The 22528-nt window shown below is 73.1% G+C and carries 22 protein-coding genes; 8 read left to right on the top strand and 14 right to left on the bottom strand.

Going from position 1 to position 22528, the window contains the following annotated elements; genetic code table 11:
- Window positions 1–56 precede the first annotated feature (56 nt).
- The 3 genes from meaB to ACRAKH_RS30915 are packed head-to-tail and all read right to left on the bottom strand — an operon-like array spanning window position 57 to window position 5051.
- Complete coding sequence (meaB, locus tag ACRAKH_RS30905) at window positions 57–1055, bottom strand: methylmalonyl Co-A mutase-associated GTPase MeaB (protein WP_447009456.1); 999 nt, start codon at window positions 1053–1055, stop codon at window positions 57–59.
- The gene (gene scpA, locus ACRAKH_RS30910) at window positions 1048–3252 is read right to left on the bottom strand and encodes a methylmalonyl-CoA mutase (RefSeq protein WP_447009457.1); all 2205 of its coding nucleotides are present in this window, start codon (window positions 3250–3252) and stop codon (window positions 1048–1050) included. Before scpA ends, meaB begins: the two co-directional genes overlap by 8 nt.
- Window positions 3249–5051 carry a methylmalonyl-CoA mutase family protein gene (locus ACRAKH_RS30915; protein ID WP_380723607.1) on the bottom strand — a complete coding sequence of 601 codons (1803 nt, stop codon included), beginning with the start codon at window positions 5049–5051 and terminating at the stop codon, window positions 3249–3251. Before ACRAKH_RS30915 ends, scpA begins: the two co-directional genes overlap by 4 nt.
- A 102-nt stretch (window positions 5052–5153) precedes the next feature.
- On the opposite strand from ACRAKH_RS30915, the gene ACRAKH_RS30920 reads away from it, so the two are divergent.
- Complete coding sequence (locus tag ACRAKH_RS30920; RefSeq protein WP_380723591.1) at window positions 5154–6866, top strand: serine/threonine-protein kinase; 1713 nt, start codon at window positions 5154–5156, stop codon at window positions 6864–6866.
- On the opposite strand, the gene ACRAKH_RS30925 is transcribed toward ACRAKH_RS30920, so the two are convergent.
- Window positions 6863–8917 carry a tetratricopeptide repeat protein gene (locus ACRAKH_RS30925; RefSeq protein ID WP_447009458.1) on the bottom strand — a complete coding sequence of 685 codons (2055 nt, stop codon included), beginning with the start codon at window positions 8915–8917 and terminating at the stop codon, window positions 6863–6865. The two genes, ACRAKH_RS30920 and ACRAKH_RS30925, sit on opposite strands and share 4 nt — an antisense overlap.
- 82 nt (window positions 8918–8999) lie before the next feature.
- Here ACRAKH_RS30925 and ACRAKH_RS30930 point away from each other — a divergent pair, with 82 nt between their 5' ends.
- Both ACRAKH_RS30930 and ACRAKH_RS30935 read left to right on the top strand, forming a co-directional pair.
- Window positions 9000–9812 carry a purine-nucleoside phosphorylase gene (locus ACRAKH_RS30930; RefSeq protein WP_380723593.1) on the top strand — a complete coding sequence of 271 codons (813 nt, stop codon included), beginning with the start codon at window positions 9000–9002 and terminating at the stop codon, window positions 9810–9812.
- Window positions 9809–11428: a phospho-sugar mutase gene (locus tag ACRAKH_RS30935; RefSeq protein WP_380723594.1), complete on the top strand. Its 1620-nt coding sequence runs from the start codon at window positions 9809–9811 to the stop codon at window positions 11426–11428. Before ACRAKH_RS30930 ends, ACRAKH_RS30935 begins: the two co-directional genes overlap by 4 nt.
- Before the next feature lie 6 nt (window positions 11429–11434).
- Here the strand turns inward: ACRAKH_RS30935 and ACRAKH_RS30940 are convergent, their stop codons facing one another.
- Window positions 11435–11767: a hypothetical protein gene (locus ACRAKH_RS30940; RefSeq protein WP_380723595.1), complete on the bottom strand. Its 333-nt coding sequence runs from the start codon at window positions 11765–11767 to the stop codon at window positions 11435–11437.
- Between the two features lie 147 nt (window positions 11768–11914).
- On the opposite strand from ACRAKH_RS30940, the gene ACRAKH_RS30945 reads away from it, so the two are divergent.
- Together ACRAKH_RS30945 and ACRAKH_RS30950 are read left to right on the top strand one after the other, a co-directional pair.
- Window positions 11915–12364 carry a flavodoxin family protein gene (locus ACRAKH_RS30945; RefSeq protein WP_380723596.1) on the top strand — a complete coding sequence of 150 codons (450 nt, stop codon included), beginning with the start codon at window positions 11915–11917 and terminating at the stop codon, window positions 12362–12364.
- 13 nt (window positions 12365–12377) lie between these two features.
- Complete coding sequence (locus tag ACRAKH_RS30950) at window positions 12378–12644, top strand: RBBP9/YdeN family alpha/beta hydrolase (protein ID WP_447009459.1); 267 nt, start codon at window positions 12378–12380, stop codon at window positions 12642–12644.
- Between the two features lie 121 nt (window positions 12645–12765).
- On the opposite strand, the gene ACRAKH_RS30955 is transcribed toward ACRAKH_RS30950, so the two are convergent.
- The 5 genes from ACRAKH_RS30955 to ACRAKH_RS30975 all read right to left on the bottom strand — a co-directional run bounded on the left by ACRAKH_RS30955 (window position 12766) and on the right by ACRAKH_RS30975 (window position 16441).
- Window positions 12766–13695: an aldo/keto reductase gene (locus ACRAKH_RS30955; RefSeq protein WP_380723608.1), complete on the bottom strand. Its 930-nt coding sequence runs from the start codon at window positions 13693–13695 to the stop codon at window positions 12766–12768.
- A gap of 80 nt (window positions 13696–13775) precedes the next feature.
- Window positions 13776–14684, bottom strand: a complete 909-nt coding sequence (locus ACRAKH_RS30960; protein WP_380723609.1) for an aldo/keto reductase — start codon at window positions 14682–14684, stop codon at window positions 13776–13778.
- Window positions 14685–14728: 44 nt separating this feature from the next.
- A complete protein-coding gene (locus tag ACRAKH_RS30965; RefSeq protein WP_380723598.1) occupies window positions 14729–15112 on the bottom strand; it encodes a MerR family transcriptional regulator in 384 nt (127 codons plus the stop codon).
- 336 nt (window positions 15113–15448) lie between these two features.
- Window positions 15449–15832, bottom strand: a complete 384-nt coding sequence (locus ACRAKH_RS30970; RefSeq protein WP_380723599.1) for a type II toxin-antitoxin system death-on-curing family toxin — start codon at window positions 15830–15832, stop codon at window positions 15449–15451.
- A 402-nt stretch (window positions 15833–16234) separates the two neighbouring features.
- Window positions 16235–16441: a type II toxin-antitoxin system VapB family antitoxin gene (locus ACRAKH_RS30975; RefSeq protein ID WP_015105038.1), complete on the bottom strand. Its 207-nt coding sequence runs from the start codon at window positions 16439–16441 to the stop codon at window positions 16235–16237.
- Between the two features lie 74 nt (window positions 16442–16515).
- Here ACRAKH_RS30975 and ACRAKH_RS30980 point away from each other — a divergent pair, with 74 nt between their 5' ends.
- Window positions 16516–17109 carry a TetR/AcrR family transcriptional regulator gene (locus ACRAKH_RS30980; protein WP_380723600.1) on the top strand — a complete coding sequence of 198 codons (594 nt, stop codon included), beginning with the start codon at window positions 16516–16518 and terminating at the stop codon, window positions 17107–17109.
- A gap of 88 nt (window positions 17110–17197) precedes the next feature.
- On the opposite strand, the gene ACRAKH_RS30985 is transcribed toward ACRAKH_RS30980, so the two are convergent.
- The gene (locus tag ACRAKH_RS30985) at window positions 17198–18472 is read right to left on the bottom strand and encodes a glycoside hydrolase family 18 protein (protein ID WP_380723601.1); all 1275 of its coding nucleotides are present in this window, start codon (window positions 18470–18472) and stop codon (window positions 17198–17200) included.
- Between the two features lie 207 nt (window positions 18473–18679).
- Between ACRAKH_RS30985 and ACRAKH_RS30990 the strand changes: the two genes are divergently transcribed.
- On the top strand, window positions 18680–19519 hold the full coding sequence (locus ACRAKH_RS30990) for an SDR family oxidoreductase (RefSeq protein ID WP_380723602.1): 840 nt from the start codon (window positions 18680–18682) through the stop codon (window positions 19517–19519).
- A gap of 72 nt (window positions 19520–19591) precedes the next feature.
- Here ACRAKH_RS30990 and upp read toward each other — a convergent pair whose 3' ends face one another.
- Window positions 19592–20218 carry a uracil phosphoribosyltransferase gene (upp, locus tag ACRAKH_RS30995; RefSeq protein WP_380723603.1) on the bottom strand — a complete coding sequence of 209 codons (627 nt, stop codon included), beginning with the start codon at window positions 20216–20218 and terminating at the stop codon, window positions 19592–19594.
- Window positions 20219–20318: 100 nt separating this feature from the next.
- Here upp and ACRAKH_RS31000 point away from each other — a divergent pair, with 100 nt between their 5' ends.
- A complete protein-coding gene (locus ACRAKH_RS31000) occupies window positions 20319–21299 on the top strand; it encodes a Gfo/Idh/MocA family protein (RefSeq protein ID WP_380723604.1) in 981 nt (326 codons plus the stop codon).
- Between the two features lie 44 nt (window positions 21300–21343).
- Here the strand turns inward: ACRAKH_RS31000 and ACRAKH_RS31005 are convergent, their stop codons facing one another.
- A complete protein-coding gene (locus ACRAKH_RS31005) occupies window positions 21344–21838 on the bottom strand; it encodes a Pycsar system effector family protein (RefSeq protein WP_380723605.1) in 495 nt (164 codons plus the stop codon).
- Between the two features lie 2 nt (window positions 21839–21840).
- Window positions 21841–22524: a VWA domain-containing protein gene (locus ACRAKH_RS31010; protein WP_380723606.1), complete on the bottom strand. Its 684-nt coding sequence runs from the start codon at window positions 22522–22524 to the stop codon at window positions 21841–21843.
- Window positions 22525–22528 lie beyond the last annotated feature (4 nt).

Below are 22528 nucleotides of genomic sequence, written 5' to 3' on the forward strand. Positions count from 1 at the left end.
TCAGGTGAGCGTGCGCGCACGCCCCGTGGTGGATCACCGCTGGTCACCGGTCCTGGTCACGCCTCCCCGGCGCGGTCTTGGAACGCCGCCAGGATGCGCTCGGCGGCCAGCGTGGCGGTCAGTTCGCCGTCCCGCACCTGCCGCTCGACCTCCGGCACGACGGCGCGCACGGCGGGCGCGGCGCGCAGGCTCGCGAGCAGCTGGTCGTTCACCATCGCCCACGTCCAGTCGACCTGCTGGCGACGCCGCCGCTCGGCCAGCTCGCCGGCCGCCTCCAGCGCCGCCCGGTGCTCGCCGATCCGCCGCCACACCTCGTCCAGCCCGGTCCCGTCCAGCCCGCTGCACGTCAGCACGGGCGGGTGCCACACGGCGTCGGCCGGGCGCAGCAGCCGCAGCGCCCCGGCCAGCTCGCGGGCCGCCTTGCGGGCGTCCAGCGCGTGCGGCCCGTCGGCCTTGTTGACCGCGATCACGTCGGCCAGCTCCAGCACGCCCTTCTTGATGCCCTGGAGCTGGTCGCCGGTCCGGGCGAGGGTGAGGAACAGCGAGCAGTCGGTCATGTTCGCCACGGCGACCTCGGACTGGCCCACGCCGACCGTCTCGACCAGCACCACGTCGAAGCCGGCGGCCTCGACGAGCACGATCGACTCGCGGGTGGCCCTGGTGACGCCGCCGAGCGTGCCGGACGTCGGCGACGGCCGGATGAACGCCGCCGGGTCCACCGCGAGCCGGGCCATCCGGGTCTTGTCGCCCAGGATCGACCCGCCGGTGCGGGTGGACGACGGGTCGACCGCCAGCACCGCCACCCGGTGCCCCTGAGCGGTCAGCATCGAGCCGAACGCGTCGATGAACGTCGACTTGCCGACGCCGGGCACGCCCGTGACGCCGACGCGGTGCGCGTTGCCCGAGTGCGGCAGCAGCTCGACCAGCAGCTCCTGCGCCCGCGCCCGGTGGTCGGCGCGGGTCGACTCGACCAGCGTGATGGCGCGCGCCAGCGTGCCCCGGTCGCCGGCGAGCACGCCCTTGGCGTACTCGCCGACGTCGTTCGGCCTAGCCATCGCGCCCCGGCCGGCCCGCGGCGACGTCGTCGTGGCCGAGCTGGTCGGCCAGCTTGCGCAGCAGGTCGCCCGCCGCGTCGGCGATGACCGTGCCGGGCGGGAAGATCGCCGCCGCGCCGGCCTCGCGCAGCGCGTCGAAGTCCTGCGGCGGGATCACGCCGCCGACCACGATCATGATGCCCTCGCGGCCCGCCTCGGCGAGCGCGGCGCGCAGCGCGGGCACCAGCGTCAGGTGGCCGGCGGCCAGCGACGACACCCCGACGATGTGCACGTCCGCCTCGACGGCCTGGCGGGCGACCTCGTCCGGGGTCTGGAACAGCGGGCCGACGTCCACGTCGAAGCCGAGGTCGGCGAACGCGGTCGCGATCACCTTCTGGCCGCGGTCGTGCCCGTCCTGGCCCATCTTGGCCACCAGGATGCGCGGCCGGCGGCCCTCCGCCTCGGCGAACGCCTCCACGACCTCGCGCGTGGCTTCGACGTTGGACACAGCGCCGGCCTCCTCCCGGTACACGCCGGTGATCGTGCGGATCTGCGCGGAGTGCCTGCCCCACACCTTGCCCAGCGCCTCGGAGATCTCGCCGACGGTGGCCTTGGCGCGGGCCGCGGAGATGGCCAGCTCCAACAGGTTCCCGTCGCCGCCCGCCGCGTTGGTCAGCGCGGTGAGGGCGCCGTCCACAGCGGACTGGTCGCGCTCCTCGCGCAGCCGGGCCAGTTTCGCCAGCTGCTGCGCGCGCACACCGGCGTTGTCGACCTTGAGCACGTCGATCTGCTCGTCGACGTCCACCTGGTACTTGTTCACGCCGATCACGGGCTGCCGGCCGGAGTCGATCCGCGCCTGGGTGCGCGCGGCGGCCTCCTCGATGCGCAGCTTCGGGATGCCCGCGTCGATGGCCTGCGCCATCCCGCCCGCCGCCTCGACCTCGGTGATGTGCGCCCACGCGCGGTGCGCCAGGTCGTGCGTGAGGCGTTCGACGAACGCGCTGCCGCCCCACGGGTCGATCACCCGCGTCGTGCCCGACTCCTGCTGGAGCAGCAGCTGGGTGTTGCGGGCGATGCGCGCGGAGAAGTCGGTGGGCAGCGCCAGCGCCTCGTCCAACGCGTTGGTGTGCAACGACTGCGTGTGCCCCTGGGTCGCGGCCATCGCCTCGACGCACGTGCGGGCCACGTTGTTGAACACGTCCTGCGCGGTGAGCGACCACCCGGACGTCTGGCAGTGCGTGCGCAGCGACAGCGACTTGGGCGACTTGGGGTCGAAGCCCTTGACCAGCTTCGCCCACAGCAGGCGCGCCGCGCGGAGCTTGGCGACCTCCATGAAGAAGTTCATGCCGACGGCCCAGAAGAACGACAGGCGCGGCGCGAACGCGTCGATGTCGAGGCCCGCGCCGCGACCCGCCCGCAGGTACTCCACGCCGTCCGCCAGCGTGTACGCCAGCTCCAGGTCGGCCGTCGCTCCGGCCTCCTGCATGTGGTAGCCGGAGATGGAGATCGAGTTGAACTTCGGCATCCGCTGCGACGTGAACGCGAAGATGTCCGAGATGATCCGCATCGACGGCTTCGGCGGGTAGATGTAGGTGTTGCGGACCATGAACTCCTTGAGGATGTCGTTCTGGATGGTCCCCGCGAGGAGTTCCGGCGCCACCCCCTGCTCCTCGGCCGCCACCACGTACAGCGCCAGGATCGGCAGCACCGCGCCGTTCATGGTCATCGACACGCTCATCCGGTCCAGCGGGATGCCGTCGAAGAGCTGCCGCATGTCGTAGATCGAGTCGATGGCCACGCCCGCCATGCCGACGTCGCCCGCCACGCGCGGGTGGTCCGAGTCGTAGCCGCGGTGGGTGGCCAGGTCGAACGCGACCGAGAGGCCCTTCTGGCCGGCCGCGAGGTTGCGGCGGTAGAAGGCGTTGGACTCCTCGGCGGTGGAGAACCCGGCGTACTGCCGGATGGTCCACGGCTGGTTGACGTACATCGTCGGGTACGGGCCGCGCAGGAACGGCGCGAGGCCGGGGTACGTGCGCAGGAAGTCGAGGCCCTCGGTGTCGGCGGCCGTGTAGACGGGCTTGACGCCGATGCCCTCCGGCGTCTCCCACGTCAGCGCGTCCGCGCCCTTGCCGGTCGCCTCCTGCAGCGCGGCCTGCCACTGCGCGGCCGTCGCGGCGGTGGGCTCCCCGAGGTCGATCTCGGCGAAGTTGGGGATCATGGCTGGACTCCGCTGGAGGTAGGGGTGACGAGTGCCTCGAACGTGTGCTCCAGCACGTGCAGCGCCGGGCAGCCCAGGAACACGTGCTCGTCGATCTCCGCGTCGAACGGGCTGCCGGATTCCTTGCCCGCCAACAGGATTCGCTCAGCTCCGGCGTCACGCAGGGCGCGTGCGACGGGACCGGCCAGCTCGGCGTAGCTCTTCTCGCTGCCGCACAGGCACGCGATCCGGGCGCCGCTCTCGCGGAACCGCTCGACCACGTCCTCCACCGTCTTCGTCGCGCCCGCGTTCGGCGTCTCGATGCCGCCCGCCTGGAACAGGTTCGCGGCGAACGTGGCCCGCGCGGTGTGCGCGGCGACGGGGCCGAGCGTGGCCAGGAAGACCCTGGGCCGCTCCGGCGCGGCGTCGGCCGCGTCCCGCAGCGCCTCGAAGTCCTGCGCGTACCGGACGCGCGGCAGCCCGCCGCCCGGCTCCTCGGGGTGCGGCGCCCGCACCACCGGCGGCTCGGCCAGGTTCGGGAACTCGCTGACGCCCGTGATCGCGTCGGACCGGTCGGCCAGGTTCGCCCGGCGCTTCTCCCACGTGGCCGCGATCCGGTCCGCGACCAGGTCGAACGCCTTCGGCAGCCCGCCCGCGGCCTCGATCTCCCGGAACCACGCCCACGCGGCGCGCGCGAGGTCGTCGGTGAGCCGCTCCACGTACCAGGAGCCGCCCGCCGGGTCGATGACGCCGGCCAGCTTCGACTCCTCCAGCAGCAGCGACTGCGTGTTGCGGGCGATGCGGCGGGAGAAGTCGTCGGACAGGCCGATCGCCGCGTCGAACGGCAGCACCGTGACGGCGTCCGCGCCGCCGAGGCCCGCGCCGAAGCACGCCACGGTGGTGCGGAGCATGTTCACCCACGGGTCGCGGCGGGTCATCATCGCGGGCGACGTGACCGCGTGCTGGAGCTGCGGGGCCGGCGCTCCCGCGACCTCGGTGACCCGCGCCCAGAGCCGCCGCGCGGCCCGGAACTTCGCGATGGTGAGGAACTGGTCGGCGGTCGCCGCGTAGCGGAACTCCAGCAGCCGCACGGCGTCCGCGACGCCGAGCCCGGCGTCGGTGAGGTGCCGCAGGTACGCGACGCCGGCCGCGAGGGACGCGCCGAGCTCCTGCGCGTCCGAGCCGCCGGCCTCGTGGAACGGCAGGCCGTCGACCACGACGACGCGCAGCGCGGGGAACTCTCGGGCCTTGCCGAGCAGGTCGGTGAGCGCGGCGAGGTCGGCGGGCCGCCCCGTGCGCGCCTGCACGCCCAACGGGTCCGCGCCCACGTTGCCCCGCACCTCGCCGGGCAGCACCGGCCGCTGGTCCCAGACCCGCAGCATGGCGTGGCCGGCCCGGTGGAAGTCCGCGCCCGCGTCGACCACGACCGGCGCGAGGTCGAGGTAGACGTCGGCCAGGACGTCGTCGTAGGAGGCCGGGTCGAGGCCCTTCAGCCACAGCGACGTGACGCCGTTCTCGAGGTCGGCCATGACCGCGTCGCGGTCGGCGACCCGGTGCTGCTGGCGGACGTCCCAGCCGTCGACCGAGCCCTGGGGGCGGCCGGCGCGGGTGAACGGGGCCAGGCCGGGGAAACCGGCGTCGGGCGCCCGGTCGTCCGCCGTGTAGAGCGGCTGGACGTCGATGTCGTCGTAGGTGGTGGTGATCAGAGAGCCGAAGTCCGCGCCCGACTTCCGCAGCACGCCGCGGACCAGGTCCAGCCACTGCTCGCGGTCGGGGGCGGGGAATTCGGCGGCCAGCGCCAACTCGCCTGACGGCTCCATCATGCTCCGCAGTGTTACTCACCAGTAGTACGGCGGCTATGTGAGGTTCACCGCCGTGAACGATGCAGAAGGCAGTCTTCCACGCTGGTGAATGATGGCGCAGTGGAGGAAGAACGCCCGATCACCGGTCATGACCGACTCATCGCGGGGCGTTACCGCCTGCGGCACGTGCTGGGGCGCGGGTCGATGGGCACGGTGTGGGCCGCGCACGACGAGGTGCTGCGCCGGGACGTCGCGGTGAAGGAGATCCTGCGCCCCGCCGACCTGCCCGCCGACGACGCCGACCTGCTCCGGGAGCGCACGCTGCGCGAAGCGCGGTCGGCGGCCGCCCTGGTCCACCCGAACCTGGTGACGCTGTACGACGTGGTGCAGGTCGACGGCGACCCGTACGTGGTGATGGAGCTGGTGCCGTCGTCGTCGCTGGCGGAGGTGGTGCGGCAGCGCGGGCCGCTGACCGACGTGCAGGGCGCGCTCGTGGCGGACGCCGTGGCCGCCGCGCTGGAGGCCGCGCACCGCGCCGGGATCACGCACCGGGACGTCAAGCCGGGCAACGTGCTCGTCGCCGACGACGGCCGGGTGAAGCTCACCGACTTCGGCATCGCCCGCAACGTCGCCGAGGCCACCCTGACCAGCCGCGGCATCGCGCTGGGCACGCCCGCGTTCATCGCGCCCGAGGTGGCGGCGGGCGGCCGGGTGTCGTTCGCGGCGGACCAGTGGTCGCTCGGCGCGACGCTGTTCGCGGCGATGACCGGGCAGCAGCCGTACGAGGGCGCGAACGTGCTCCAGACGATCAACCAGGTCGTGCACGGCGACGTGCCGTCGGCGTCGGCCTGCGGGGCGTTGGAGCCGGTGGTCGCGGGCCTGATGAAGAAGGAGCCGGCGGAGCGGATGGCACTGGCCGAGGTGCGCCGCCTCGTCCGGCCGCTGCTGCCCGAGCCGGGCACCGACGTGTTCCCCGACTCGGCGGCGACCCGGCCGGTGGTGGAGGTCGTGCGGCCGCCGCTGGTCAAGGCGCCCGTCCCGCTGGTCAAGGCGCCGATCCCGCCGGACACCCCGCTGGCCGCCGACCCCGGCCCGCTGCCCTTCCTCCGCCCGCTCCCGGTGACGCGCGAACTGCCCCGCAGGCCCGTGACGACCGCGGTGGTGGCCCTGTCGGCGGCCGTGCTGTTCGCCATCGGCAGCGTGTCGGGGTTCGCGGTGACGCGGGCGGTGGCCGGGGCGTCCCTCCTGCCGCCGCCGTCGCCGAGCACCCGCGCGCTGCCCGCGATCACGGAGACGCCGTCCCTGCTCCCGACCACCGCCTCCGCCGCCGCCGCGAACGGCGAGCAGGGCGCCGAGTTCACCATCGAGGTCGGGCCCGACTGGACCAGCTTCCTGGAGCAGCGGACCAACAAGGGGCTCCTGCCGAGCACGGTCGTGCACCTGGTCGCGCCGAACGGGCTGTACGAGGTGGCCGTGCAGCGCTTCCCGGACTACTACCCGAACCACACGATCCACGACTACCTGGAGCTGGTGCGGTCCCGGTGGGCGGAGGACCAGTACTTCGGCGAGGCCCTGGAGCCGACCGACGTCGTGCCGCCCGGCGGGGTCGAGCCGGGCGTCCAGTACAGCTACCGGACCGTGGAACGGGCCACCGACCTGGCTCGCGGCACCGAACCGCCGGGCCCGGACCTGCGCCGCAGCCGCTACTCCCGCGTCCTGCCGCGGGGCGCGGACCTGTGGGTGGTGGAGGTCGTCGTGCCGACGGAGCAGGAGGAGACGGGCCGGAGCCGGCTGTTCGACACGATCGCGCCGACGTTCAGGGTGAACGACTAGCGCGCCTCGCGCACCCGGTCCAACGAGTCGCGCGCGAGCGACGTCTGGACGTGGTCGGGGCCCAGCACCCGTTCGCAGAGCGCGATCGTCTCGCGCAGTTCGCTCTCCGCGCGGTCGAGATGACCTCGGCGGGCCAGGTTCATCGCCGCCGAGGCCCTGGTGAGCAGGGTGCTCGAGTGCTCCGGTCCGAGCACCCGTGACTGTTGGGGCAGCAACGCGCGGAACTCCGCGTCGGCCCCGTCGACGTCACCCGCGAGGCAGAGCACGGAGGCGAGGTGCTGCCGGACGTCCATGGTCTCCGGGTGCTCCTCGCCCTGGACGGCGCAGCGGGCCTCGAACAGCTCGCGGTAGATCACCAGCGCCTCGGCGAACCGGTCCTGCGCCACGACCTCCCGGGCCAGCTCGGCGCGGGTGTCCAGCGTCACCTCGTCCTGGGCGCCGAGGGTTTCGGCCTGCACGGCCAGGAGCGCGCGCAACCGCGCCTCGGTGGCCGCCGGGTCGTGCGCACCGGTGATGCGGGCCAACGCGATCCGGGTGTCCACGGTGTCACCGTGATCGGGTCCCAGCGTGCGCTGCTGCGCGTCGAGCACCGCGCGGTACTCGGCCGCGGCGACCTCGTCCTCACCGCGCCAGGCGACCATGTTGGCCAGCGTGTACCTCATCAAGAGGGTTTCCCGGTGGTGTTCGCCGAACGTCGTGGTCATCTCCCGCAGCACCCGTCGGAACAGGCGCTCGGAGTCGGCGGCCAACCCGACCTGCAGGCAGAACACGGCCGCGTCGATCAGCAGGTCCATCGCGGAGTCCGCGACTCGCGCGCAGTGCGGCAGGACCGCGTGCCACAACGGCCACGTCGAGGGGTCGTGGGTTTTCGACCCGACGGTGGCGGCGGTGATCATCCGCTGCCGGAGGTCCGCGAAGTCCGACGCGTGGGGGTCGCCGGCGTCGTGCACCAACGGGTGGAGCGCCAGCGCGTCCGCCCGGTGGTCGACCAGTCCGAGACCGCGCAGGCCCTCCACCGCGTCGGTGAGCCGCTGGACGGTGACGCCGGCGAACACGTCCTCGTCCGCGAGCACGGTCGCGTCCAGCAGCGCCACCGGGATCGGGGCCGGGGCGAAGGTCGACAGCAGGCGCAGGAGCGGACGGGCCAGGTGGTGGCCGCGGTTGGCGAGCAGGTCGAGCGACAGCTCCCACGTCCCCGTCAAGGTTTCCCGTCCGCCCAGGTCGGCGCCCTCCGCAAGCGCTTGCCGGTACTCGGCGAACGTGCGGGGCTGGACGGCTCCCGGCAGCCGGACCGCTTCGGTGGTGGAACGCAGGTAGTGGCCGGCCAGCCGCAGGCCGAGGGGCAGTCCGCCCAGGCGTTCGGCCAGCGCGCGGGCATCGGGCTCCGCGCCCGCCTCGGGCGCCAGGTCCAGCAGCACGCGGGCCGCGTCCGCGGCGTCGAGCACGCCCACCGGGACGAACGTGCGGTCGCCCCACTCCGACCGGCGGCCGTCACGGCTCGTGATCAGGACCGTGCCGGTGGACCTCGGCGTGCGCAGCCAGCCCCGCCCGGAGGCGACGCGCTCGCCGTTCGGGGCGAGGACCCGCGGGTCGTCGGCGTTGTCCAGGACCAGCAGCCAGGGCTCGGCGCGGGCGTCCAGGGCCCGCCACAGCACCTCCGGCGCGGAGCCGGCGCCCGTCCACGCGTGGCGGACGGCCGCCTCGTCCGCGCCGGCGCGCAACGCCACCTCCCGGAGGCCTTCGGCGACGTTCGCCGCGCTGCCCGCGTTCACCCACCACACCTCGACGGACGCGCGCCGGGCGACCTGCACGGCGACGGTCGTCTTGCCGTTGCCGCCGTTGCCGTGCAGGACGACCACGTGGCCACCCGACTCGACCGTCGCGGCGAGATCGGTGAGCAGGCCGTCCCGGCCGCGGACGGTGTGCGTCACCTCTTCCGGCACGACCAGCGTCGCCAGGCCGGGGATCGCGGACGGCGGCGCGTTGACGTGCACGTCCCGGCCCGCCTGGTAGGTCGTCGATCCCGAGAACGCCGAGGCCCGCTGCTCCACGCGCCAAGCTTGGACCACCGCGACGCCGGGCCGACCGCAGCACTGCGGGCAGCGCCACCGGACGGCTATTAGGCTCGCGGCCGTGACCGCCATCAGTGAGAACACCACCCCCGAGGCCCTGGCGACCGACGCGGCGAAGGCCTTGGCCGAGCGGACCGGGGTGGCCAGGCACGACATCGCCGTGGTCCTCGGTTCGGGTTGGCGCCCGGCCGCCGACCTCATCGGCGAGCCCACCGCGGAGCTGCCGCTGGCGGACCTGCCCGGCTTCGAGGCCCCGACGGCCGTCGGCCACGGCGGCACCGTCCGGTCGGTCCCGGTCGGCGACAAGAACGTGCTGGTCATGCTCGGTCGGACGCACGGCTACGAGGGCAAGGGCGTGGCCAAGGTCGTGCACGGCGTGCGCACGGCGGCCGCGGCGGGCGTCGGCACGGTCGTGCTGACCAACGCGGCGGGCGGGCTGCGCCAGGGCATGTCGGTCGGCCAGCCGGTGCTGATCAGCGACCACCTGAACCTCACCGCGTCGTCCCCGCTGGTCGGGGCGCGGTTCGTGGACCTCACCGACCTGTACTCGCCGCGCCTGCGCGACCTGGCCCGCGAGATCGACCCGTCGCTGGAGGAGGGCGTCTACGCGGGCCTGCCCGGTCCCCACTTCGAGACGCCCGCCGAGATCCGGATGCTGCGCGCGATGGGCGCGGACCTGGTCGGCATGTCCACCGTGCTGGAGGCCATCGCGGCCCGCGCGGAGGGCGTCGAGGTGTTCGGCCTGTCGCTGGTGACGAACCTGGCCGCGGGCATCACCGGCGAGCCGCTGAACCACCAGGAGGTGCTGGAGGCGGGCCAGGCGGCGGCGAGCCGGATGGGCGCCCTGCTGCGCGAGCTGGTGACCAGGGCATGAGCCTGACCCCGGCCCTGCGCGACGCGGCGTTCCGCTGGATCGCCGACGACCCAGACCCCGCGACCCGGCTGGAGCTGCAGGGCGTGCTGGCGCGGGCGATGGGCGGTGACGCCTCCGCCGTCGACGAGCTGGCCGACCGGATGGCGGGACCGCTGACGTTCGGCACGGCCGGGCTGCGCGGTCCCGTGCGGGCCGGGCCCAACGGCATGAACCGGGCCGTGGTCACCCGCACCACGGCCGGGCTCGCCGCGTGGCTCAAGGCGAACGGGCACGTCGGCACGGTGTTCGTCGGCCGGGACGCCCGGCACGGGTCGGAGGACTTCGCGCGGGCCGCGGCCGGGGTGCTGGCGGGCGCCGGCTTCACCGTGCGGACGCTGCCGGGGCCGTTGCCGACGCCGATCCTCGCGTTCCTGGTCAAGCGGCACAACGCCGTCGCCGGCGTGCAGATCACGGCGTCGCACAACCCGCCCGCGGACAACGGCTACAAGCTGTACCTGGCGGGCGGGGCGCAGATCGTGCCGCCGGAGGACCGGGAGATCGAGGCGGCGATCCGCGGCGTGCCGGCGGCCGTGTCCGTGCCGCTGTCGGACGACTACCTGCCGGTGTCCGACGCCGAGGTGGACGAGTACCTGGAACGGGTCGCGTCGCTGCCGCGTGGCGCGTCGCGCGACCTGCGGGTGGTGTTGACGCCCATGCACGGCGTCGGCGGCGCGACGGCCGTGGAGGCCTTGCGGCGGGCCGGGTTCACCGACGTGCGGGTGGTGCGCGAGCAGGCCGTGCCGGACCCGGACTTCCCGACCGTGTCGTTCCCGAACCCGGAGGAGCCGGGCGCGGCGGACCGGTTGCTGGAGCTGGCCGCCGCCGAGTCGGCCGACCTCGCCATCGCGCTGGACCCCGACGCCGACCGGTGCGCGCTGGGCGTGCGCGAGCGGGACGGGTCGTGGCGGATGCTGCGCGGCGACGAGACCGGCGTGCTGCTCGGCTCGCTCGTACTGTCCACTGTGGACAGTGCTGATCCCCTGGTGGCCACGACGATCGTGTCGTCGTCGTTGCTGAAGTCGGTCGCGGCGGCCCGCGGCGCCCGGTACGCGGAGACGTTGACAGGGTTCAAGTGGCTGGTGCGCGCGGGCGACGGGCTGGTGTTCGCGTACGAGGAGGCGCTGGGCGTGTGCGTCGACCCGTCCCACGTCAACGACAAGGACGGCATCTCGGCGGCCGTGGTGGCGTGCGACCTGGCGGCCGGGTTGAAGGCGTCCGGCCGTTCCCTGCTGGACGCGCTGGACCAGCTCGCCGTCGACCACGGCCTGCACCTGACCGACCAGGTCTCGCTGCGGTTCACCGACCTGAGCCGGATCGGCGCCCTGATGGCCCGGCTGCGGGCCGAGCCGCCCGCCGACTTCGCGTTCGAGGACCTGCTGCCCGAGGCCGACGTGGTGCGGCTCACCCGTGACGGCGTGCGCGTGGTCGTGCGGCCGTCCGGCACCGAGCCGAAGCTGAAGGCGTACCTGGAGGTCGTGGAGCCGGTGGCCGACGACCTGCCCGAAGCCCGGGAACGCGCCCGCACGCGGTTGGCCGTGCTGCGGGCGCAGGTGTCCCGGCTGCTCACCGCGCCCTAGCGGGCCTCAGGACGCCAGGGCGATCAGCAGGCACAGCACGGCGACGACGAGCGCACCGCCCGCCACCAGGTACGGCCGCCTGGACGGCGGGCTCACCGGGCTGCGCCGGTGCTGCGTGGCGGCGGCCACCGAGATGCGGCCCGCGATGTAGCTGATCGTGCACAGGGCCACGCCGGTCGCCAGGATCATCGTGTTGACGTCCCACGGGCTGTGGTCGACCCCCGGCCACAGCGCGATGAAGACGAGGGGCAGGCCGATCAGGCCGACCCCGATGCCGACCCCCGCGCCCCAGGTCATCCGCCGGTTGCGCTTGATCGTGGCGATGCTGCGAGTTTCCATGACTCCCTCCCGGTCACCAACTAGGACGCGCGGGGGCCGGACCGGTTCCACGCGCCCCCGTTGTGGATCTTGCTACGGGCGCCGCCGGGCCCACGACCCGACCCGTCCAGCTTGCACGTTCCCCCGCGTCCCGGCAGCCTGTCGGGCGTGCCACGCCTGCTGATCGTGCACCACACGCCGTCACCCGCCATGCAGGAGCTGTTCGAGGCGGTCGTCGCGGGCGCCGCGGACCCGGAGATCGAGGGCGTCGAGGTGGTCCGCCGGCCCGCCCTCTCGGCGACGGCGTCCGACGTGCTCGACGCCGACGGGTACGTGCTCGGCACGCCCGCCAACATCGGGTACATCAGCGGGGCGCTGAAGCACTTCTTCGACACGATCTACTACCCGTGCCTGGACGCCACGGTCGGCCGGCCGTTCGGCGCGTACGTGCACGGCAACCTCGGCGTCGAGGGCGCGCTGAAGGCGTTGCAAGACATCACGACGGGGCTGAGGTGGCAGCCCGTGGCGGCGCCGCTGTCGTTGACGGGCGCACCGGACAAGGCGGCGCTGGAGCGGTGCCGCGAGCTCGGGGCGACGGTCGCCGCCACGGTGATGTGAGCCGACTGGTGGGATGACGTCCGTGGCGGTGGTGTTCGTGGACGGCTGGTTCGGGCCCGATCCCGGTGGCCGGCAGGAGCGGTGGGCGGCCGAGCTGCCCGGCGCCACGCGGGTCGCGCAGGACGACTGGCACGTGCCCGAGCGGGACGCGTGGGTGCGGCGGCTGGACGAGGCGGTCGCGGCGTGCGCGGAGCCGCCCGTGCTGGTCGCGCACAGCCTCGGCGTGCCCACGGTGGTGCACTGGGCGGCGGGTGGCGGCTCGGCGACGTCGGTCACCTGACCGCCGCGGAGGGCTCCGGCGCGTGGCCGGCCGGCCGGAGCCTCCTCGACTCGCTGCTGCTGCCCTGACTCGCTGCTGCTGCCCTGACTCGCTGCTGCTGCCCTGACGGCCCCTCCGGCGGTCAGCGGCCCAGCGAGGACATGACCGCCTCCGGGTAGCGGGTGCCGGCCACCGCGTCGGCGGGCACGGCCCGCTCGATGCGCGCCACCTGCGCGTCGGTCAGCTTGAGGTCCGCGGCGGCGGCGTTCTCCTCCACGTACTTCACCCGCTTGGTGCCGGGGATCGGCACCGCGCCCTGGTGGTGCACCCACGCCAGCGCGATCTGCGCCGCCGTCACGTCGTGCTCGCGGGCCACCTCGCGCAGCGACTCCACCAGCGCGAGGTTGCGCGCGAAGTTCTCCTCGGCGAACCGGGGCTGGTGGGTCAGCCGCACGTCACCGTCCGCGAAGTCCTCCTTCGACGTGTAGCGGCCGGTGAGGAAGCCGCGCCCCAGCGGCGAGTACGCGACGATCCCGATGCCCAGCTCGCGGCACGTCGGCGCGACCTCCGCCTCGATGTCCCGCGACCACAGCGACCACTCGGTCTGCACGGCCGCGATCGGGTGCACGGCGTGCGCGCGCCGGATCGTCGCCGCACCGGCCTCGGACAGGCCGATGTGCCGGACCTTGCCCTGGGTCACGAGCTCCGCCATCGCGCCCACGGTGTCCTCGATCGGCACGGTCGGGTCGACGCGGTGCTGGTAGTACAGGTCGATGTGGTCCGTGCCCAGCCGGCGCAGCGACGCGTCGGCGGCCTGCCGCACGTACTCCGGGTCGCCGCGCAGGCCCCACTCCGCGCGCGGTGCCGCCGGGTCGCGGACGACGGCGAACTTCGTGGCCAGCACCACCTCGTCCCGCCGGTCCCGGATCGCCCGGCCCACCAGCTCCTCGTTCGTGAACGGCCCGTACATGTCGGCCGTGTCGAGGAACGTGACGCCCAGGTCGAGCGCCCGGTGGATGGTGGCGATCGACTCGGCCTCGTCACCGGGGCCGTAGAACTCGCTCATGCCCATGCAGCCCAGCCCCTGCGCGCTCACGTCGAGCGCGCCCAACCGGCGGTTCTCCACGATCCCGTCCTCCCCCTTCGACGCGCTCACCGGTTCGACAGCTCGAGGAACTCCGGCGGGTACCGGTCGCCCGCGACGACGGGCGCGGCGTCCTCGACCGCCCGGAGCTCGTCGGCGCTCAGCCGCAGGTCGGCGGCGGCGACGTTCTCCTCCAGGTACTTCACCCGCTTGGTGCCGGGGATCGGCACGACGTCCTCGCCCCGGTGGTGCACCCACGCCAGCGCCAACTGGCCGGCCGTGACGCCGCGCTCGGCCGCGAGGGCTCGCAGCGCGTCGACGATCGCCGTGTTGCGGGCGAAGTTCTCCTCGGCGAACCGGGGCAGGGTGCGGCGCACGTCGTCGTCGGCGAAGTCGGCGACGGACGTGACGCGGCCGGTGAGGAAACCCCGTCCCAGCGGGGAGAACGGGACGATCCCGATGCCCAGCTCGCGGCACGTCGGCGCCACCTCGGCCTCGATGTCCCGCGACCACAGCGACCACTCGCTCTGCAGCGCGGTGATCGGGTGCACGGCGTGCGCGCGCCGGATCGTCGCCACGCCCGCCTCGGACAGGCCGAGGTGCCGGACCTTGCCCTCGGCGACCAGCTCGGCCATCGCGTCCACGGTCTCCTCGATCGGCACGGTCGGGTCAACGCGGTGCTGGTAGTACAGGTCGATGTGGTCCGTGCCCAGCCGGCGCAGCGACGCCTCGACGGCCTGCTTGACGTAGGCCGCGTCGCCGCGCGGCCGCCGGTCCGGGTCGGCGAGGGCGAACTTGGTGGCCAGCACGACCCGGTCGCGCCGGTCCTTGATCGCCCGGCCCACCAGCTCCTCGTTGGCGCCCGCGCCGTAGACGTCGGCGGTGTCGAGGAGCGTGACGCCGAGGTCGAGGGCGCGGTGGATGGTGGCGATGGACTCGCGCTCGTCGCCGGCGCCGTAGGACTGGCTCATGCCCATGCAGCCGAGGCCCTGCGGGCCGACGCGGAGTTCGCCGAGCAGCGTCACGCGGTGATCCCTTCGATGAACGTGTGCTCGATCTGCTCGTAGTGCGAGATCTTGTACTCGAGCACTTCGAGGCAGGACTGGAGTTCGGCGATGCGCTCGCGGACGGAGGCGCGGTGCTCGAACAGGATCTGCTTGCGGCGGCCCGCGGTGGCCGCGCCGCGGTGCCGCAGCTGCGCGTATTCGCGCATCATGCGGATGGGCATGCCCGTGGTGCGCAGGCGGGTCAGGAACACCAGCCAGCCGAGGTCGTCGTCGCTGTAGCTGCGCCGGCCGCCGGAGTCCCGGGCAGGCGGGTCGACCAGACCGATCCGCTCGTAGTAGCGCAGCGTGTCTATCGACAACCCACTGCGCTCGGCCGCTTGGGCGATCGAGTACGTCACGGTGACGACCGTAGGAGCTGGAGTGCACTCCAGGTCAACCCGATTCGGCGTACTCGGTGTGGTCCGGTCGTGGATCTGCCCGTGGTGCGGCCGGTGGCGCGGCCCGTGATCGGACCTGTCGTCCCGCCCGCGGGCCGGGTGGGAAGGGCGCGCGGGAACGACCGCCGGCGCCTCCGCCGGGCGACCGCGGCAGGCCCGACGCCGGGGCTTCGCCCGCCTGACCAGCCCGGACCCGTGCCCGCGCACCCACCCAGGCCAGGCGAGCGGGCCGGGGACGAGTGACCCCGGATCAGGTGAGCCGGTCGGGCGAGGACTGGCCCAGGTCGGGCAGGTGGCTCAGTCGGCCTTGGGCATGCCCCAGGCCTCCAGGTGGGCGGCCATGCCGGAGACGTCGATCTGTTCCCGGCCCAGCGCCCGGACGAGGTCGAGCGCCTCGTCCTCCTCCGCGTCGATCCACCAGCCGTTGATGTCGCACAACGTCACGGCGGCCACCCAGCCCAGCCGCCAGTTGCCCTCGGCCAGCGGGCGGGTGCGGACGATCGAGTCGAGCAGTGCGGAAGCTTTCAGCCAGAGCGTGTCGTAAGCCTCGACCCCCAGCACTGTGGCCCTGGGGCGGTGGGCTGCGGAATCGAGGAGACCTAAGTCGCGCACGACCAGGTCCCCGCCGGTGACGGCGGTCGCCAGCACGAGCAAGTCGCCGGCGTCGAGGTAGTTGACCACTGCTTGACGCGCTCCCTGTCCTGAAGGGCGGGGATTCCGGCGCGGCCACGCCGCATCCGGGATGCCTCTGGTGCCATTGCCCACCGCCTCAGGTCCGTATCGCCTCCCCGCCGAACCGGCGGCGAGGATGTTGTCGACCGCGTTGTGCGCCGAAGCGCGACCGGGACGCGATCCGATCTTCAACGGGGCACGATACCGGTGCGCCGCTGGTCGGCGTGGCCGTTCACGGAGGTGGCCGCGCGAACGGTGGGGATGACAGCGGTTGAGCTGCATGGATGGATCTTATCGAACATGTGTTCGAACGGGGAGGGTGCGGCGGGTCGATCACCCGAAGGTGTGGCGCGCGTCGGCACGCGGGTGCGGGATGCCGCACCCGCGGCAGTGGGGATCAGTCGGCGCCGGTCAGGCGGAGCCCAGGCGGTCCAACAGGCCCCGGTACTTCGGCAGCACCCGTCCGAGGACCTCGGACAGCTGCTCCTCCTTCTGCAGCCTGGCCCAGCGCTCGGCCAACGCCAGGCGCACGACCTCCTGCTTCGAACGCCCTTCGGCCGCGGCCAGCTCGTCGAGCCGCCGGTTCTCCTCGTCGCTCAGACGCAGAGTCATCGCCATGCGATCGACGGTACCAACTTGATACCACGATGACCAGGCCGTGTTTCATAACACTGTTGCGATACGATGCCCGGGTGCCACGACCGAAGACACACGACGACGCGCTGCGCGGCCGCCTGCTCGAACGCGCGGGTGAGCTGCTGTCCGCCGAAGGGCCCAAGGCCCTGAGCTTGCGCAGGCTGGCCGCGGATGTCAACACGTCGACCACGGCCGTCTACTCGTTGTTCGGCGGCAAGCCGGCGTTGTTGAACTCCGTGTACGAGGAGGCGTTCCGCCGATTCGGTGAACGGCTCGCGGCCGTGCCGCAGACGGACGACCCGGTCGAGGACATCGTCCAGATCGGCCTCGCCTACCGGGAGAGCGCGCTCGCCGACCCGCAGTTCTACCTGGTGATGTTCAGCAAGGTCGTGCCGGACTTCGAGCCCTCCGACGAGATCAAGGAGGCGGCGCAGGGGACGTTCCTGCCGGTCGTGCGGGAAGTCGGCCGGGCCGTGGAGCGCGGCGTCTTCGTGTCCGCGCCGCACGAGCAGATCGCGCTGGCGATGTGGGGCATGGTGCACGGGCTGGTCAGCCTGGAGCTGAACGGCAACCTGCCGCCCGGCGTCGAGATCGCCCCCGTCTACGAGCGCGCGCTGCGTGCGCACACGGACGGCTGGCGGAACCGCTGAGCGAGCGGCACGGGGCGAGCGGGCGGAAAGGTGGGGCCCGGGGAGGCGGCCGCCGCGAAACCTCCCCGGACCCCGTGGACCGTCCCTGTCAGGACAGTCCGCTCGTGAGCGCCTTGATCAGCTCGCCGTCGGCGGTGTCGCCGTCGAGCGACCAGATCATCGCGCCGCCAAGGCGACGTTCGGCCACGTAGCGCCCCTTGCGCTTCATCTCGACCGGGTCGTCCCAGGTCCAGAACGTGGTGCCGTCGAACAACCACGCGTGCCCGGCCTTGGCGTCCCGGTGCACGGTGAACTTGGAGAGCTGCGCCTTGAGGATGCGGTAGTCCTCGTACCCGGCCTCGTAGGTCGCGGGCGCGGGTCCGGTGGCGGGCTGGAACAGGCCCTTGTTCTCGTTGCGCACACCGGTCCAGCCGCGGCTGTAGAACGGCACGCCCATCACGACCTTGTCCTTCGGCGCGCCGGACTTCAGGTAGTGGTCGATGGCGACCTGCGAGCTGAACGGCGGCGCGGTCGGGTCGCCCGCCGGCGTGCGCAGCGCGGACTGCTGGTTGGTCAGCGGGTCCCAGGCGCCGTGGTAGTCGTAGCCCTGGATCGTGCCGAACGTCAGCAGGCCGAAGACCTTGGCCACCTCGAAGCCGCGGTCGACCTGGCGCGGGTCGGCGGGCAGGAACGCGGTGAGGTCGTAGCGCTTGCCGGTGCGCCAGGTCAGCGCCCCGAGCTGCTTGCGGTACTCCACCAGCAACGCGGTGAAGTTCTGCTTGTCCTCGGGCCGCACGACGTTGCCCGGCGCGGCTTCGGAGGCCGGCCACTCCCAGTCGAGGTCGACGCCGTCGAACACGCCGGCCGCCGCGCCGGGGGCGGCGCCGGGCAGGTTGCCCTTGAGCCACATGTCGATGCACGACGTCACGTGGGCGGCGCGCGCCTCGGGCGTCAGCGCGGCGTTGGAGAAGTACTTGGAACCGGTCCACCCGCCGAGCGAGATGTTGATGCGCAGCTTGGGGAACTTGGCCTTGAGCTGCTTGAGCTGGTTCAGGTTGCCGGACAGCGGCTGACCCGCGACGTCCGCGGTCCCGTCGACGCTCTGCTCCGCGCCGAACGGCCGCTGGTAGTCGGCCCACGGGTCGGCGCTGACGCACTTGCCGCTCTCGTCGAGGAACCCGAACGCGTAGTTCAGGTGGGTGAGCCGCGGTGCGGTGCCGTTGGCGACGAGGTCGCGCACCAGGAAGTTGCGGTCGTAGCCGCTCCACTGGGTGTAGTACCCGACGGTGCGCTTCGACGTGCCGTGCGCGACGGCCTGCGGCGCCAGCGACACGATCATCGCCGTGGCCAGGAGTGCGGGGAGCACCCATCTCCTGCTCGACATGCTTCTCCTCGCGGTGGCGGCGGCTCCGTTGCCGCTGTGGTCTGGACCACGGTAGTGACGAGGTCTAGACCACATCTACGCCCGAACGGCCCAATCTGGCAACAAAGAAGACACTCGGCCCGCTGCAAATTTTGCATGTGCGCGACCGGCCGGGGTGGCGCTAGCGTCGGCTACTCAAACTTGAGTACCGACACCTTGGGGGAACACGTGACGATCCTGGTCACCGGGGCGACCGGCACCATCGGCGGTGCGGTCGTCCGACACCTGGCGGCGGAGGGCGTGCCGGTCAAGGCGCTCACCCGCAACCCGGCGAAGGCGGTCCTGCCCGACGGCGTGGAGGTGGTCGGCGGCGACCTCACCCGGCCGGCCGAGCTGCCGCTGACCGGTGTGACGGCGGTCTTCCTGCTCGCCGCCATCGAGTCCGACGACGCGGCGGCGCACGCGAAAGCGTTCCTGGACCACGCGCCCGACCTGCGGCGGGTGGTGTTCCTGTCGAGCAGCGCGGTCACCGCGAAGCGGCCGGGCAGCTACGAGCTCCACCACGACGTCGAGCAGGTGGTCGAGCGGTCCGGGGTGGCGTGGACGCACGTCCGGCCCGGCGAGTTCATGACCAACAAGCTGGTGTGGGCGCGGACGATCAAGTCCGAGGACGTGGTGCGGGCGCCGTTCCCGGAGTCGGTCGGCGCGCCCGTCCACGAGGCCGACGTGGCGGAGGTCGCGGTGCACGCGCTGCGGCACGACGGGCACGCCGGCAGGGCGTACACGCTGAGCGGGCCGGAGGCGTTGACGCACCGGCAGCAGGCGGAGGCGATCGGACGGGGGCTCGGCCGGCCGATCGGGTTCGAGCGGCTGACCTACGGGCAGGCGCGGGCGTCGCTGATCCGCGACGAGGGCCTGCCGTGGGACGTCGCCGAGTACCTGCTCGGGTACATGGCGCAGCACGCCGAGGAGCCGGCCGACGTGACGCCGGACTTCGCGGAGGTCACCGGCAGGCGCGGTCGGACGTTGGCCGAGTGGGCCGCCGACCACGCCGCCGACCTGACGTGATCCGGGCCTGAGCCCGTGCCCGGTCGCCCCGCGAGCCGACGCCGACGCGTCCGGCTCGCGGGGCGGCCGCGGTCAGTGGACGGCGCCGTACTGGCGGTCGCCCGCGTCGCCGAGGCCGGGGACGATGAAGCCCGAGTCGTTCAGCCGCTCGTCCACGCTCGCGGTGATCAGGCGCACCGGCAGGCCCGAGTCCTCCAGGTGCTTGATGCCCTCCGGGGCGGCCAGCGCGCACACCGCCGTCACGTCCGTCGCGCCGCGATCGGTCAGCAACCGGATCGTGTAGGCCATCGACCCGCCGGTGGCGAGCATCGGGTCCAGCACGAACACCGGCCGGCCCGCCAACGTCTCCGGCAGCGACTCCATGTACGGCGTGGGCTGCAACGTCTCCTCGTCGCGGGCCAGGCCGACGAACCCCATCTGCGCGTCCGGGATCAGCTTGTGCGCCTGGTCCGCCATGCCGAGCCCGGCCCGCAGCACGGGCACCAGCAGCGGCGGGTTGGCGAGCCGGTAGCCCGCGGTCCGGGCGACCGGGGTGTGCACCCGCTCCTCGGCCACCGGCAGGTCGCGCGTGGCCTCGTAGACCAGCATCACGGTCAGCTCGTGCAGCGCGGCGCGGAACGCCGCGTTGTCGGTGCGGGCGTCGCGCATGGTGGTCAGCCGCGCCCGGGCCAGTGGGTGATCGACAACGAGGACGTCCATGGTCGAACAGTATGTGGTACGCGCGGGCGACGCCCGACGGCTCGCCACCTCCGCGGCACGACCGGGGTTGACGCGGCGCTCGCCTGGGTAGCTCCTGGGCATGGCCGACCACGTGCGGATCGGGGTTCTCGGTGCGGCGCGGATCGTGCCGGCGGCGTTGGTGCGGCCGGGGCGGTCCTCGTCGTCGGTCGAGGTGTCGGCGGTGGCGGCGCGCGACGGCGAGCGGGCGCGCGCGTTCGCCGATCACCACGGGATTCCGCGCGTGCACGACACGTACGACGACCTGCTGGCCGATCCCAACCTGGACGCCGTCTACATCCCGCTGCCGAACGCGCTGCACGGCAAGTGGACGCTGGCGGCGTTGGCGGCCGGGAAGCACGTGCTGTGCGAGAAGCCGTTCGCGGCCAACGCCGACGAGGCCGCCGTCGTGGCGCAGGCCGCACGGGCCAGTGGGCTGGTGGTGATGGAGGCGTTCCACTACCGCTACCACCCGCTGGCGCTGCGGTTGCCGGAGGTCGTCGCCGAGCTGGGCGACCTGCGGCACGTCGAGGCGCGCCTGTCCTTCCCGCTGCCGCGGTTCAAGGACATCCGCTACTCGCTGGACCTCGCCGGCGGGGCGTTGATGGACGCCGGGTGCTACGCGGTGAACATGGTGCGGTACCTGGGCGGCGAGCCGGAGGTGAAGTCGGCCCGCGCGCTGCTGAAGGACGAGGGCGTCGACCGGGCCATGCGCGCCGAGCTGCTGTTCCCGGACGGGCACACCGGCACGGTCGTCACGTCGATGTGGTCGCGCTCGCTGCTGCGCCTGTCGGCGAAGGTGTTGGGTGCCAACGGGGAGCTGCGCGTGTTCAACCCGTTCTCGCCGCAGCACGGGCACCGCCTCACCGTGAAGCTGAAGGGCCACCGGCGGGTCGAGCGGTTCGACCGCCGGCCGTCGTACGAGTACCAGCTGGACGCGTTCGCGGACGCGGTGCGGCACGGCGCGCCGTTCCCGACGACGGCGGACGACGCGGTCGCCACCATGCGGGTCGTGGACGACATCTACCGCGCCGCCGGCCTGCCGGTCCGCCAACCCGCCTGACGAGCCCGACCCGCCTGACGAGCCCGACCCGCCGCGGGATCAGCTCACTTCAGCACCACCACCCACGCCAGCAGGCCGAGCGCGCCGATCACCCAGCCGAACAGCGCCACCCGGAGCCAGCGCACCTTGCGGTGCACGATGATCGCCAGGTCGCGGGCCGTCCACCACGCCTCCTCGGCCGGTTTCGCGTCGACCTCGGCGAGCAGCTCGTCCATCGACTTGGCCGCCACCGCGGGCCAGGAGAAGCGCGAGAACCGCGTCTGGCGCGCCACCCTGGCCCTCGGCACGAGCACCAGCACCAGCGCGATGGCGGTGACCAGGATGGCCACCATCGCGACCGAGATCGCCACCAGGCTCACCCAGTCCGCGAGCGACGACGGCCGGAACGCGTCGCGGATCGTGTGGCGCTGGCTCGCCAACCCTCCGCCCAGCAACGTCGTCGCGGTGGCCAACAACCCCGCTTTGGTGTCCGCGTTGGCGACCCAGCCGCTGAACTGGCCGATGGCCTGGTAGGCGTCCTTCGGCTCGTCCTCGCGCACGGTCAGTCCATGTATTCGAGCGGGATGGTGGTGAAGCCCTCGACCTCGGTCGGCAGCTGGAGCTGCTCGGCCTTCGCCGACGCGACGAGCGTGCGCAGCATGCTGGTGACCGCCTCGGTGATCGCCGTCTTGCTCTCGGTGTTCTTCTCGGCGATGAACGCGCCCTTGGTCGCGATCTTGGCCAGCACGTCCGGCCGCGCCTCGCCGAACCCGTAGCTGATCACGTGGGGGTGGCGCCGCCAGCTCTTCGCCACGAGGTTCTGGAACGCCGCCTCCCAGCCGGGGTCGGTGGGGACGCCGTCCGTCATCATGAACACCGCCGGCCGCAGCACGCCCTTGCCGCCCGCGTTCAGGGCGGGCACGTCCTGGTCGATCCGCTGCTGGACCGCGGCGAACGCGGCGCTGTAGTTCGTGGACCCGCCGCAGGAGAACTGGGGCAGGGCCCGGAGGTCCTGGATGTCGGTCATCTCCACCACGACCTGCGCCGCGGTGCTGAAGCTGATGATCGAGACCTGCGCGAACTCCGACACGCGCGGGTTCTCCACGAGGACGTTGTAGAGGAATTCGAGGGTGTCGTTGAGCAGCGCCTCGTGCGGCTTCATCGAGCCGGAGATGTCGAACACGAGGTACGTCGGCAGGCACTTGCTCTTGATGACGGAGTCCTGGTCGAGCGCGTCAGCGGTCACCGGG

Source organism: Saccharothrix hoggarensis (assembly GCF_052936025.1).